Genomic DNA, 15,367 nt, shown 5'->3' on the forward strand with positions numbered 1-15,367 from the left:
CTCATCTCCTTATTTCAAGAACAGTTAATATCTTTTCCCCAGAGTGATTATGATTTATATTTCAAATGTGCCTATTGCCGCAGAAGAGACTAATGGTACAGAGAAGTCTTCTCCTTCTGTTTGAGGTTGAATAATGTCACAGTGGAATATAATTTCTTCCCCATCTTTTATTTCGATGAAAACTGTAGACTCGTTCTTTGCACTCCAATTAGTTAAATTGTATTTGCCTGAAGACTCTATTACGAATTTATATTTACCCGTAGATTCACCATCTTTTTCTATATGCACAGAATGAACCAAGGCTGAATTAGCACGGCAGATATTGTATCTTAAACTCTTTAAAGCACTTGGTGTAGTATCTGCCAGTTCTCCATTAACAGATTTCAGTCGGTTACACATGAAGGATACTTCAAATTTACCTCCTTCTACAGGTATATAAAATGGCTGCGACATCTCTGTTGAAATAATATACTGATATTCTATTTGGGATGCTTTCTGTTGAAATGAATAGGTTTTATAAGTAATTTCTTTTCCATCTGCAATGGAGAACATAATTCTACCTTTCCGAATGGTGTCCTCTTCATTTTCACTGGCACGTAATTCAAAAGAGCAGATAAAGTTGTCTTTTGTGATATTTGAAATGGTGAACTGTTCTCCTTCAAGCTTGATCTCTGTAATGGCAGATGCTTTTACTTTTTCCTTCTGCCCAGAAAAGGCCCCATTGATTTGAGTTTCCCGAAAAACCGTCAATGTGAATGTTCTTAACTCGCCTTGTTCTGCAAAATCAGAATCCTTATCTCCTTGCAACTCGAAGGAATAATCGTATGTTATCTCATCTTTGTTTTTATCGCAAGAATTAAAAAAAAGACCGATTAATAAAAGTAAGATTATTTGTTTCATTTTATATTCTACTATAAGCTATATTATATTAATGCTCAAATTTTCAATGGATTGCTTCGTGGGCTTGTTTTTGTTTATGCAAAGTTACAGCTAACGAAAAAGAAGCTTTGCCCGCAAAACGCAATATTCTGCCCGTAAAACGTATTCGTTTGCTCTTATTACAAGGCAATAAGAACCAATCTATCTGATAACGCGTGTGATGATTGATCAGAAAGCCCTCGATTGTTCCTGCACCATATCCGAATACATCCCGTTTCTCAGCAATAAATCCTGATGCTTTCCGGCTTCTATCAAAATCCCTTTATTCAGGACTACAATCTGGTCTGCATTGCGGATCGTGTGCAGATGATGAGCGATTACCAGCACCGTCCGGTCTTTTATCAGGGCTGACATGGCTTTCTGTATCTTGTATTCATTGATCGGATCTACATTGCTGGTTATCTCATCCAGTATGACAATCGGGGCGTTTTTCAGGAACGCACGGGCTATTGATAGGCGTTGTTTCTGCCCACCGGATAAACCCATTCCATTTTCCCCGATTTTCGTATCATAGCCATCGGGCAACTGCATAATGAAATCGTGTATCATCGCTTTCTTTGCTGCTTCTTCCACTTCCTCACGGCTGGCGTTTTTATTTCCGACTTTGATATTGTTGTAAATGGTGTCAGAAAACAGGATTACATTCTGCATCACGATACTGATATTGCCCAACAGGTAATCGTAGCTCATATCCCGTATATCGACTCCGCCGATGCGGATCGCCCCAGATTGCGGTTCCCAGAATCGTAACAGCAGGCTGGTAATGGTCGTTTTGCCAGAACCGGAAGAACCGACAAGGGCGGTAACCGTTTTTTCAGGAACGGTAAATGATAAATCCTTTATCTCAAAGCCTTCCGTTTCATAGTGGAATTCCACAGCATCAAAAGCAATATCAAACTTTTCAACTGTCTTTGGTTGTGCAGGCTCTTTGACAACCGGCGTATTCAGTAAACGTGCTATCCGGCTGTAACTGTCCTTTACCTTAATGTAGTTCATCCAGTGCGCTTCCATACTTGCAAACGGCTTGTAGAACTCTTTGGAAACTACGACAAACATTAAGTAGGTAAACAGACTAAGGCTTCCTTTATAAACCCAGAAAGCCCCGGCGGTTGCCATCAGGGCAAAAGCGATTTCAAGCCAGAAAGTGTATTTTCCCATATTGACAGCCGCCAGTCGTGAGGTCGATTTGCTGCTATCGCCGAAATGCTCGACGGCATTGTCCAAGCGATTACGGAACAAACCTTTCCCACCAAAGATCTTCAACACAGGAATACCTTTCACATATTCCACAAACAGGCTTACCATGTTCGCCAAGTCATCCTGATTTTTTTCCTGTTCATTAACCCCTTTTCGGATTCCTCTGAACAACCCGAACAATGCCAACGGAAGTACAGCAATCATCACAAGACCCATGCGCCAATCAATACAAAACAAGCCGATGCCGAGTATCAACGCCACAATGAAGTCGGCGGACATCCGTGTCCATAGGTGGCCGACTACCATTTCCATATTATCTACATCTTTATGGATAATGGTGTTAATCTCGCCCAGGCGTTCATTGGAATAAAATCCCAACGAAAAGGATTTGAGTTTCAGGATTATTTTCTGGCGTATCTGTTCTACCAAGTCGAATCCCGCGTAATGCTTCGACATATCGGCAACAGAGTTGGCAATAGTCTTAAATACCAATAATCCGATAAGAATCCAAGCCAATACAGGAATGCGTACCGCTTGCCCCGCGACAATATTATCTATCGCGTAGAGGACTACCAGCATAATTGCTGTTCCACACAAAGCATAGAGGACAAAACACACGATTGAGGCGATTAAACGGTATATGCCACGTGATGTCATTTCATTAAAGATATTTCGTATCATATCGCGCCTCCTTTAATTTAATTGCCATTGGTTTACAATGGTCTGTTTTTCTATCATTTCCTTATACATATCGCATTGCCGCATCAGTTGGTCGTGATTGCCGTTAGCAATGACTTTGCCTTTATCCATGACGACAATGCTGTCCATTTCACGAATGGTATTCAGTCGGTGGGCGATGGTGATTACCGTTTTATCCTGCTGTAAATCGTCCAATGCTTCGTGAATCAGCCGTTCGTTTTCACCGTCGAGTGCGGCCGTTGCCTCGTCCAGAATGATAATGGGCGAATCTTTGAGAATCATCCGGGCAATGGATATGCGCTGCTTTTCCCCACCCGAAAATTTCACTCCGGCTTCCCCGGCCAGTGTTTCGTAGCCATTAGGCAAACTCATAATAAAATCGTGTATCCTTGCACGGCGGGCGGCCGATTCTACTTCGGCTCTGGTGGCAGTGGGTTGTCCTATCCTGATATTGTCCTCGATGCTGATATTGAAAAGAAAAACATCCTGCTGAACCATTGAGAACAGTTCCGCAATGTTTTTCTCGGATAAATTATTGACTGGTTCGTTCCCGATACGGACAATGCCGCATTGAGGTTGCCAGAACGCCATCATCAGGCTTGCTAATGTGGTTTTCCCGGAACCCGATTCTCCCACCACTGCAACATGGCAGCCTTTTGGAAACGCTAAATTGACATCGCAGAGTGCTTTTTCTCTTTTGCTTGGATAGGTAAACGAAACATCTTCAAAGCGAACATCATCGCCCGAAGGATTGATTTTCATATCCACATTTTCTTTGGGCGGAACGCTGGTAATGGAACGTACCCGTTGGGCTGACTGGTTGTAAACAATACCGAAATGCTGAAAGGTCGATAGTTTCACAAAACAGGATGCGAAGATGCCGCCCAGAATCAATGCAAGTATGAAGCTGGCAACGGACAGGTCGCCGCTGCCGATCAACACCAATCCGGTGATAATCATTACCACCACGCCACCCTCTAAAAACATTGAGATAATACTCATGGGAACCGCTATGCTTGTCATGCTGTTTTTTACCCAATGGATATAATCCCGCATTCCCTGCAATACTTTTCCGGTGCGTGTTTCTTCATTGCTGAATGCCTTTATCACAGGAATAGTGGCCACGTACTCCAATAAATCCTCGGACATTTGTTTGGTGCTATCGGAAAAATGTTGGAATGACTTTTTCCACATGCGGTTGAACAGCTTTTGCAGAATAAATGCAACGGGAAGCAATGATACCAACGATAATCCCAAACGCCAATCAATACATAAAACGATAATCCAAAGCACAAAGGGTAAAAATGTCGCCGAAAGGATTTCAGGGCGTCCGTGAGCCAGGTAGAGTTCTATTTGTTCTACATCGTGATGAATGATATTTGTCAAATCACCCACCTTGCGTTCCTGGAAGAAACCGAGGGGCAATTTCTGTAAATGGGCTACGATTTTCATCCGCAGTTTCGTCAGGGCTTCGTAGGCCGATTTATGCGCCCGCCAAATGGAAGCCCCGTAAAAGAATCCTTTCAGCAGGGCAAAAGCGAACATCAAACATGCCACAAACACAATCATACGAACGGTGGCATCGCCCTTAAAGAACGCATCCACCATATACACAACCAGCAAAACAGGCAGTGTCCCGAATATAAGATGCAAAACCACAATGATATTAGACATGCCATCTCTCTGATTCTGTAATATTTGGCTTTCTTTTTTCTTTTTCATAAAACTTTCTTTAACCTGGTAATTCTATTCTACTTAAATAAACGTTCTTACTCGGAATCGAAGCTGCAACAGAGAGGGAATAATCATTCATAAATGTATGATGGGTATAAAAACAGTCTCCACTTATTCTCACAGGATTTTCCAGCGTCAAAACTTCGATAGGAGAGGTTAGAAAACCTGTTCCCTGTGCTTTAAGAACACATTCCTTTAATGTCCATAGTTTGTAAAACTGTCGATATGGAGTTGAACCAGCATATATAAAATCAAGCTCTTTTTGAGAAAATACATCTGCAAAATCATTTATATCTATCCTGTAATCCATTTTTTCGATATCTACTCCAACTCTCCCGGAAGTTAGCGCACAAACAACACATTGTCCAGAATGCGAGATATTAAATTGAAATGGATACATTGACTTAATAAATGGCTTCTTAAACTTATCCCATTCGATAGTGCATATAGCATCTTTAGAGATATTCAGGTTCATTATTGCATGCTGTAAAAGAAGTCTTCCGGCGAGACTTCTTTCCCTATCTTCTTTCCTTCGCATCTTTTCTATCCTACACAGATCAAACACTGATAAAGGAATCTCTGCGAGATTGGAAATCACTTTATCTACATATGTGTAGAATACCCAAATATCTTCTTCCCTCATAAACAAGACGTTATGATATGAATAATTTCCTCACCACAATCGGTTAAATAGAAATGCCCTCCATTGAAGAAATGGAAACTACAAATTCCGGTCGTATAACTATTCCATTTGTATATTTGATCAACTGTCCATGTATCTTCTTTTCCGACCAATACACTCATATTAAAATCGAAAGGTAAAGTACCATTGAAAACGGCTGTTTCAGCTATCTTTAAATCATTCCTAAGAATAGGCAAATAATATTCTTGTAACTCCGGATAGTTGAAAAAGTCGTCTGTCATACCGCCTAATTTTTTCAGTTCAGAGACAAATTCCTGGTCATTTAGCAAATGAAGCTTTTTTTGTTCTCTTGTATGGATAGGAGCACCTTCACCAGATACGAAAAGATGAGCCGGTAGTATCTTCCCTTTTTCCCGAATCAGGTTGCACAACTTTATAGTTATCAATGCGCCCAAACTATGTCCGAACAGATAGTACGGTTTGCTGAATAGATTATCTGCATCCATTTGTGAAAACAGGTCTGCCGCAATATCTTCAATACAAGTATAATTTGTAGAGTCAGAAGATCTGGTGCCCCTGCCAGCTAACTCATATACACACATCTCGATATTGGAAGGCAAGAACTGTTTCCATTTATTATAAAATGTTGAAGAACCACCTGCGTATGGCAAACAAATCAGCATATACTTATTGCGATTTACAGTTCTCATTTTATTTTTCCAGAGATTTTAAGAAGGCTTTTATATCACTTATTATCTCGTCTCTTGAAACTTCTTTTTTAATGAAAAAGTGATCTCCATGAAGGATACGATGTTTGAAACCATTTGTAGTGTATATTTTCCATGCCTTGATATTATCTTCAGTCACAAACACATCTTCATCACCCCCATAAGCATATATGGGAATAGGTATTTGCGAGTTTTGGGGATTAAAAAACCAGTCATCAACCAGCTGGAAATCACCTTTTATAATTGGTAACATTTCCGATACTGTTTCTTCCGTGAAACAAAAATCTTCCGGTGTGAAATTAATCTCCCTTAACGCCTGAAGAAGTTCATCATCCGACAAAGTATGTAGGTCTCTTCTATAAGGAAAATGGGGAGGGTTTTCTCCGGAAACAAATATTGCACTTGGCAACAATCCTTTTTGCTGGATAATATACCGCGTTACCTCATGAGCCATAAAGCCACCCATGCAATGCCCAAAAATCACATAAGGAGCATCATTATATGAAAGAATAACTTCAGCAATAAGCGGTACCAAGTCTTCCATAACAGTGATCCTCTTTTCATCGCTTCGAGTGGATCTTCCGGGCAGTTGAACACAACAAACTTCTGTTCCTTCATCAAATAGGAAACACCAGTTATGATATACTTCGGCAGACACCGCCGCATAATGTAAACAGAAAACTCTATTTTTCACAACAGGCTGGGGATTAGGTATATACAGCCATTTTCCCCATATTTTTTTCATCTTTTCTTCATTAACATTTCTCATTTTCATCTATTTTTAGAAGTTAATTAATATATCTTTCATACGGTTTCCTAATTCAATCATATCCTCTTTGGAATATGTTTTGGCATCATAGAGTAGCTTGATGTTCATGTTTTTACTCGGCCAAATAAAAATGTTGACTTTACCATAAGGGTGATTAACGAAGTTGGTGCTGGAAAGAGAAAAAGGCAATGATGAATAATCAATCTCTTCCATTGGCATATTCTCAAAAGTAATCGTATTATCTATTGCAAGAAGAGATTCATTCCCGACAAAAGAACTTATCTCTTCCAAAGAACATGAAACATGGGAAAATACCTGATTGAGATCATTCTGTAAGGATTTTGCCATTTCCTCAAAAGACTGGTCTTTTACGGTCAATTTTATCGGAATCTCGTTGATGTATAAGCCCACCCGATTATGAATATCCTTTATCGTCATTGGTCTATCAGCTACGGTTGTCCGGCTAAACACCTGTTTCCTGTTTTGCAACCGGGCTAATGCCAACATATAACTTAACTGAAAAATACAGTTCAGACTAACTCCTATCTTTTTAGCTCTTTCCCGGATTCTGTCTTCCACAGCTGATAAATCCACATCTATTCTTTGATAATCCAATGGATGACTATCTTTGTTCTTAGGTTGGGCTACATTTTCTAATGGGAGTAAATAATTTTTCCAAAAAATTTCATCCTCGCTTTTATCCCTGTCCCGCTGATAGACTATATAGTCTTTCATTGAGTACGACTCCAAAACCAAACCGGGATTTTTGCCTCTTGAATATGCTGAATAGAACGATATTAATTCATTAAATATAATAGGGACATTCCACCCATCCATAAGTAAAACAGGGAAGTACCATCTAAGACTAAACTCATTAGACGTTTTCTGAATGAGGTAAAGTTTAAGTAACGGTGGGGCTTGTAGGTCAATCCTCTTTTTATTTTGTTCATTTCTCAAGTTCTGTGTTAACTTTTCCTGTTTATGAGGATTTACACCTTTCCAATTAACAGACTCGATTTCAATATAATAATCCTTGTAGACTACCTGAAACACTTCATGAGTTTTTGTTTCATAAAATGCAGTTCTCAACATGGGATACTTTTTCAAAATCAAGTTCCAAGATTTTTTCAATATGCTTAAATCGACAGTACCAGAAAACACAAATTCCAAATCCATCATTAAGGTTTTCGAGTCCTTCGCATTCTTATAGATATTGTAATACCAATGTTGCATAGACGTAACATTAAGAATATCTTCGATTTTACTATTTACAGTCTTTTTCATGATATGAACTTATTTTGAAATTAACTCATTAAAATTCTCCTTAGAAATCTCCAAGCCTTTAAACTCACGAGAATCTCTCGCTTGCATCTTTTCTAAGTTCTTAATCTCTTTCAGTAAGTGATTCTTGAATTGTTTTTGCAGTTCATCCGAAGCTGTTAAACTTTTTTCTACAAGAATTGAAACTTCTAATTGATCATTCACTATAAAAGCTTCAATAGTAACTTCAGAACAAGATTTTAGAGGGCTACTTTTCCGGTCTAATATGCTATAATATGACGCATCGTTGCTTATATTACCATAAAACACAATATCTACGTTGGGCACAATTTCAGAAACATCTGTTGATGTCTGCATACTTAAATCGATAGAGTTATCGACTATTATATCCCTCATCTTCTTATAATTGACAGATAGATCACTGAGTTGCAGTGGAACAATATATGTCATGAGGAAATTGCCGCAAGTGGCTTCTAAAGAATGTTCCAAAAGGTTCTCATAGTCTCTCGGAATAGTGTATCTGACAAATGTCCGGTCTTCGCTTATGAAATTTAGACATGAAGCAGCAGCCCTTATTAATAGATTTATGATTGCAACTCCTTCAACCTCTTTCATATATTCATTTTCAATTTTTATAGAAAGAGGTAAATCTGGCCCTTCTTGTATCCGAGCCTCCAGTATTGCTCGTTTATCTCTCAATATGCTGCATGATTTGTAAAGACCGGCAATATCACTTAAAGAAGCTATTCGTTTACTTATTTCTTTGGAAATGCCCACACCATAATACATGTTGTTTAGTAGGAGTTTGAGCAGTAAATCAACCGAATGTAAGTCCAACACTAATTTATTGGATATAACCAGTAGATAATCTTTGTTTGTATGCTGCAATAAACAAATCCTGAACAATGGAGTAGCACCGGAATAAAAATCACGAATAAAGTCGCTTGCTATAGTTTCTACATAATCTTCAAATGATGTGTTTTCTGGAATATTATCTACAAAATCAATCTCAAAACTATAATTGAGGTTAACATGCAGCTCCCATGTGTCTTTTACTTTTAAGAGTTGCCCCTTTAAGAAGTCGAACAAAGGGCATAGCGTTGATACACCTTGATCTAATCTGTCAGGGTCGATTTGTTCTTTTAGTTCCAGCAAGACAATATGATTTTGAGCAAAAACGTCATCACCACAATAGTCTATCAACATTTGTTGATATGCGGATAAATATATGATGTCACTTTCGGCGACCTTTTCCTCATTGCTTAATACACATGCTTCCGTAAGTCCTTTAATCGTTGGGTGCTCGAAAATCATTCTGGGGGATAATGTTATTCCGTGCTGTTTCAACCTGGATATAATTTTTACCCCCAATATGGAATCACCCCCCATTGAGAAGAAGTTCTGATTGATGTCTATCATGGACTTATCAATCCCCAAAATTTCAGCAAAGACTTCAATCATAATATCATATTTGGCAGAATCTTTCTCCATCATATTAATGCACAATTTCCTTTCTTCACTCTCACATACATCTGTCTCTTCGGATAGGCGCCTACGGTCTATTTTCCCGTTTGGGGTTAATGGCAACTTCAACAAAATAAAGAGTTCCTGGGGCATCATGTAGTGTGGAAGAACAAGACTTAATTTTTCCTGAATTTCACTTGTAGTTAATTGTGCCCCTTCATTAAGTTGTACCGATGCTTTGATTTTTCTTTTTTGCTGGGTTAAAACAACAGCACAGGCTTTCACGCCTTCAATTGCGGATATGCACGATTCAATTTCTCCAAGTTCAATCCTGTAACCACCAATCTTTACCTGTGAATCTGCTCTTCCAAGAAATTCAACATTCCCGTCAGGTAACATCCGGCCAAGATCCCCGGTCTTGTATATAACTTCATTACTTCCTTCCAGTCTAACAAAAGCATTTTCGGTTTTTTCTTTGTCTTTGTAGTAACCATTTGCAACACCAATACCGCCTATGTATATGTTGCCCGTTGCGTAAATGGGACAAGGGTTTAATGAATCATCCAATATCAGGATTGTTTGATTGGCAAGTGGTTTCCCATATGGAATACTATTCCATTCTTTAGAAACGTGATTTATTGGATAATAAATAGACCAAATAGAAGCTTCGGTAGCACCTCCCAAGCTTATGATCTCCATTTGTGGGTTAAGGACTTTCAATTTATCGGGCATGGACAAGGGAATCCAGTCGCCACTCAAAAGCGCAAGTCTAATACTGATGTTGTTTGATTCAGATATATTGGATACATATTCAGCATACATTTCCATTAAGGCCGGAACTGTATTCCAAATTGACACGTTATATCCCATTACGAGTTTATGCCAGCTTTCGGGATCTTTTGCCATCCCGGATTCGGGCATTACAATAGTCCCACCAACAGCAAGCATACCAAATATGTCATAAACAGACAGGTCAAAACTTAATTCTGATAAAGCAAAGATACTATCAGATGGTTTTATCTTAAATCTGTTATTGATATCAATAATCGTATTTACAGCCCCTTTGTGAGATATTACTACTCCTTTGGGCTTTCCTGTAGAACCTGACGTATAGATGATGTAGGCTATATCGTTTGGTGAAACTTCATTCATTGATAGGTTAACCATTGAAAGGTCAATATTCCTATCTTCCACAGACACCACATCCACATCCGGAAAGTTTTCCAACTGTTCACTATGCTCCGATATCGAGATTATCAGACTACAGTCCGTTTCGTCAATAATGTATTTAACCCTCTCAACAGGTGTTTCTATGGTTAACGGAAGATATGCGTATCCGGCATTCAGGATAGATAACACTGCTACAACCTGTTCCCATCCCTTTTCCATTAAGACAATGATAGGCTTATCTTTTCCGATGTTTTTCTCTTTAATCACCGAAGAATAGTATAGGACTAACACACGTAACCGATCATAACTTATCTGTTTTCCTTTGGAAATAATGGCTGTTTTACCTGCAAAGTCCTTACAAGAGTTAAAGAAAAGGTTATGGAGTGTTGTCGTAGGAATATCTTCGCTGGTAGTGTTATATTCCTTGATAGCTTCCAAATGACTGGACGGAATCAAATCGTAATAATGATGGTGCCAATCTACCGTTTGTTCGCACAACGATAGTATCAACTTAATATAAGCATTGAACATTTCGTCAATAACACCATCTTCAAAAACGTTGTCAATAAAGTGCCAACTAAGCATTAGGCCATGAACGTTCTCAAAGACTGCATGGTCAAGCCACACCTGTGGCGTTTGGGACAAAACATAATTATAGTCTCCAAATACTTCATGAAAAAGATTCTCGCCACTGGCATCATGTACAATAGTACTGGTAAAAACGATAGGTAAAACGGCTCCAGCAGTATTTCCCCGCTCCTTTGCTATTTTTCGTAGAATGGTTGTACCATGTACATACCTGTTTTCCAGATTGTTCCAGTTTTCCTGTTGCAAATTCAATACAAGCGATTCAAAATCAACAGCTTCTTTTAAATTCGCTTCAATGGGAGCAAAAGAAGCAAATTCACCCACCAATCTATTCACATGTGGATGCAGGGGATGCCTATTGATTATGGTAGTGTTAATGCAAAAGCTTTTGTTTTGGCCCCAGCAAGCAAGTATCTCACTAAATCCGGCTAATAATACCATTGAAGGCGAAATCTTTTTTTTGCCAGCAACCTCTTTTAACCTTTCCCATAACGCTGTTTCTATGGTATAACTGAGCCTTTTGTAGCGTGGAGATTCTGTCAGGGTGACATTCTTCAAAGGTAATTCAGGTCTGCCAGACAATGTTTTGATACGTTCATCCCAATAGGTATCGGAGGTTTTATATACATTACAGTCTCTAATTTTCTTTTCCGCAAGAACATAGTCTCTGAATTTTAAATCAATTGCCGGTAATTCCCGTTCCATGTTTGAATAAAGCAAAGCCCATTCTTTCATTAGGATTCGTAAACTTGCGACATCACAAATAATCAAGTCTAAACTGAAATGTATCCTTACTTTGTTTTGTGGCAAAACGGAACATTGTACTTCAAATAATGGCCATTGGTCAATAGGACGTACAACACTATCCATTTTACCCCTTATTTCCTGTAGCCGAGTTTCCGCATCAGCGTTTGATACGTTGCTGAAATCATTGATTTTTACCTTATACTCCATAGGTAACGGAAGAATCTTCTGTGTTCCATCCTCCAGAATAATGGTTCTCAACATGTCGTGACGCTCAATGAGTTTTTGCCATGCTTTTGAAATTGTTAATGGGCACAGATTGTAATTCTCGACTTCAAAATACAAGTGAGCAGCAACACCACTTGTATTAAAAGCCTCAATTCTTCCCAACCATTGGGCTTCCTGCATTTCAGTGAGCGGAAACGGAGTATGTAAATTTTCCAGGTCTTCCACAATTACCGGAAGTCCTAAATCCACTTCGTCGGATTCTTCTATTTTATCCGAAAGGGCTTTAATGGTTGGATATTTCATGAATTCTTTAAGGCGTATATCACTGGAAAATTCCTTGTTAATCCTTGACAGAATTCTTGTTGCAAGCAATGAATGTCCTCCCATTTCAAAGAAGTTATCTTCTAACCTAATATTCTCAATGCCTAAAACAGATGAGAATATTCTCAACAAGGTTCTTTGTTTTTCTGACAAGGATTCTTCTTTTGACCCATTTCGGGACTCATCTTTGTCTTCCTGCACACCGACACTCTTATAAATAGTTTCTATTTCTTGCCCTGTATGTTCAGCAGGTTGAATCCAATATCTTTTTCTGTCAAACCGATAAGTAGGTAGCGGAATGAAAATTCTCTCATCAGTAGAAAACAATGCTTTCCAGTTTACTTTTGTACCCAAACTCCAAATATTGCCCAATGCCAAATACAGGGAATGCAAAGAGTTCATATTTGAGGTTGCTGCCGGTAAAAGATTTACCGCATTTGTCCGGTGGTCTATCCGTTTGATAAATGTTTTCAAAGTGCTTCCTGCCCCCACTTCAACAAAAATATGCGGCTCCAGTTTTAAGATAGTATTAGTGGCATCCTTGAAACGAACCGGCCTCCTGATTTGGTTCATCAAGTATTCTGCCGATATGCTTTGGCCTATATTTATTATTTCCCCATTCAGGGTAGAAGCAATTCTTATTTTCGCAGGATTGAATGTGACTTTTTTTGCTACTTCGTAGAAATCGGCTAACACCGGTTCCATTAAGCAAGAATGGAATGCAGCTGATGTGTGCAGTTGTCCATAGGTTATTCCATTTTCATCTGCAATCTGCAAGAACTTTTCCATCACATCTTCATTACCGGATACCACTAATAAATCTTTGGTATTGATTGCGGCAATGGATAAACCTGCCGGGAGCAGAGGCATAATAACTTCTTCCTCTGAATGTACAGAATACATCTTTCCCTTATTAATAGCATGCATTAATGAAGCTCTTTCGCTAACGAGGATTACAGCATCTTCGACACTTATCATACCTGCCAGACAAAAAGCGGCAAATTCACCAATGCTATGACCGATCATGATATTCGGTTCAACGCCCCATGCAATCAGTTGTTTCCCCAAAGCATACTCTATAATGAAAAGTAGTGGCTGAGCATAAATCGTATCGTTTATGTTCTTGGTTTTATCCTGCCCCCACAAAATGCTACAGAGGTCAATAGCAAGATGAGCCTGAAAAAGAGTCATTAACCGATCTAATTCTTCTTTGAAAACGCCACCTTTATTGTACAATTCAACTGACATTCCAACAAATTGAGAACCTTGTCCCGGAAACATGAAAGCAATATCAAAGTCACCAGCGACTAAAGATGAGTCACTTTCTTTGTTCAGCAATTCTGCAAGTTCCTTAATGGAGGAACACGAATAACTATGCCTGTGTTTATATGCATTTCTTCTACAAGCCAGGGTATATGAAACCTGCGATAGTTCAACTTCCGGGCTGTTTTGAATATATTCCAGTAGGGCTTGCTCATTTTTACGTAACGATTCCTTAGAATCGGCAGAAATATTTATCGGATAATAATCTTGTTTATTAGTATGGTTGGAGGTATCACTATCGCTTTCATACTCTTCCAGAATTACATGCGCATTCGTTCCCCCAATCCCAAATGAGCTTACTCCACATCTTCTTGGGTAATCATTATCCTGATTATCCCAATATTTTGTTTCTATATTAACATAAAACGGACTGTTTTCAATGTCAATGAAGGGATTGGGTGAGGTATAATTGACAGATGGAACCAACATTTTGTTTTTTAGGGAAAGAACCATTTTTATCAACCCTGCGATGCCCGCGGCATTCTCTAAGTGACCTATATTACCTTTCACCGAACCAATACTACATTTCTTTTGAACACCATTAAAGACGGTTACCAACGCATCAAATTCTATCGGATCACCCATTTTAGTTCCCGTTCCGTGTGCTTCAATAGCAGAAATGGTGTCAACCGGAATATTAGCATCCCTAATAGCACTGTTTAAAACGGCTTGTTGACCTGATAGGCTGGGAGCAGTATATCCAACCTTGTTTTGGCCGTCATTATTTATTGCAGACCCCTTTATTACACAAAGAATATTATCTCCGTCTTCAATAGCGTCTTCCAAACGTTTCAGAACGATAACACCGGCACCACTCCCGAAAACAGTTCCGTTAGCAGCTTCGTCAAAAGGACAACATCTTCCATCGTCAGAAACAATCATTTCCGGTTCGTAAAAATATCCTTGTTTCTGCGGGAGTCTTAATGTTATTCCTCCGGCTATTGCCCAATCACATTCTTTCGCCAGCAAGCTTTTTCGTGCAAAATGGACAGCAACCAAAGAGGTTGAGCAGGCTGTTTGTATGTTTACACTGGGGCCATGCAAGTTTAATTTATAAGAAATCCGTGAGGCCAGATAATCCTTATCATTCGACGTTTGTATGAAAAACTCTTCACTTTTATCTGTTATGCTTCGCCCTCTTAGGATATTCTTCAAAAGATATTGATTGTAACCCGATCCCATGAAAACACCAACATTTTGAGTGTTGTATTCGCTATTGTAACCAGCGGATTCCAAAGCTTCATGAGAAAGTTCCAGCATAATCCGTTGTTGGGGATCTAAAATAGCTGCTTCCCTGGGAGAATATTTAAAGAAACCTGCATCGAAATGTTCAATATCACTGATATAGGACGCTGCCCGAACGTAGTTTTCCTGATTATAAAGAGTATCAGAAATACCAGATAATTTGAGTTCTTCTTCTGAAAGCTTCTTTATGCTTTGCTTTCCTTCTTTCAGGTTTTCCCAATATGCACCAATAGAATCTGCATCAGGAAACCTGCATGACATGCCGACTATTGCTATATCTGTATTCATAATCTT

The 15,367-nt window shown here is 39.0% G+C and carries 8 protein-coding genes; all 8 read right to left on the reverse strand.

Features of this window, described 5'->3' with window-relative positions; genetic code table 11:
* Positions 1–54: 54 nt before the first annotated feature.
* Positions 55–900 (reverse strand): hypothetical protein, encoded by an 846-nt coding sequence (locus NBH15_RS11480; protein WP_249388346.1) that lies wholly within the window; start codon positions 898–900, stop codon positions 55–57.
* Between the two features lie 207 nt (positions 901–1,107).
* Positions 1,108–2,817 carry an ABC transporter ATP-binding protein gene (locus tag NBH15_RS11485; protein ID WP_249388345.1) on the reverse strand — a complete coding sequence of 570 codons (1,710 nt, stop codon included), beginning with the start codon at positions 2,815–2,817 and terminating at the stop codon, positions 1,108–1,110.
* 12 nt (positions 2,818–2,829) lie between these two features.
* On the reverse strand, positions 2,830–4,557 hold the full coding sequence (locus NBH15_RS11490) for an ABC transporter ATP-binding protein (RefSeq protein WP_221656187.1): 1,728 nt from the start codon (positions 4,555–4,557) through the stop codon (positions 2,830–2,832).
* A gap of 10 nt (positions 4,558–4,567) precedes the next feature.
* Positions 4,568–5,212, reverse strand: a complete 645-nt coding sequence (locus NBH15_RS11495) for a 4'-phosphopantetheinyl transferase family protein (protein ID WP_221656186.1) — start codon at positions 5,210–5,212, stop codon at positions 4,568–4,570.
* Positions 5,209–5,922 carry a thioesterase II family protein gene (locus NBH15_RS11500; protein WP_221656185.1) on the reverse strand — a complete coding sequence of 238 codons (714 nt, stop codon included), beginning with the start codon at positions 5,920–5,922 and terminating at the stop codon, positions 5,209–5,211. Before NBH15_RS11500 ends, NBH15_RS11495 begins: the two co-directional genes overlap by 4 nt.
* Position 5,923: 1 nt before the next feature.
* Positions 5,924–6,709, reverse strand: coding sequence for a thioesterase II family protein (locus NBH15_RS11505; protein ID WP_221656184.1), 786 nt, complete (start codon positions 6,707–6,709; stop codon positions 5,924–5,926).
* Between the two features lie 12 nt (positions 6,710–6,721).
* The gene (locus NBH15_RS11510) at positions 6,722–7,993 is read right to left on the reverse strand and encodes a condensation domain-containing protein (RefSeq protein WP_221656183.1); all 1,272 of its coding nucleotides are present in this window, start codon (positions 7,991–7,993) and stop codon (positions 6,722–6,724) included.
* A 9-nt stretch (positions 7,994–8,002) separates the two neighbouring features.
* Positions 8,003–15,361: a non-ribosomal peptide synthetase/type I polyketide synthase gene (locus tag NBH15_RS11515; protein ID WP_250822713.1), complete on the reverse strand. Its 7,359-nt coding sequence runs from the start codon at positions 15,359–15,361 to the stop codon at positions 8,003–8,005.
* Positions 15,362–15,367: the final 6 nt, after the last annotated feature.

Origin of the sequence: Parabacteroides caeci (assembly GCF_023656795.1) — a bacterium.
Classification (GTDB): Bacteria; Bacteroidota; Bacteroidia; order Bacteroidales; family Tannerellaceae; genus Parabacteroides; species Parabacteroides segnis.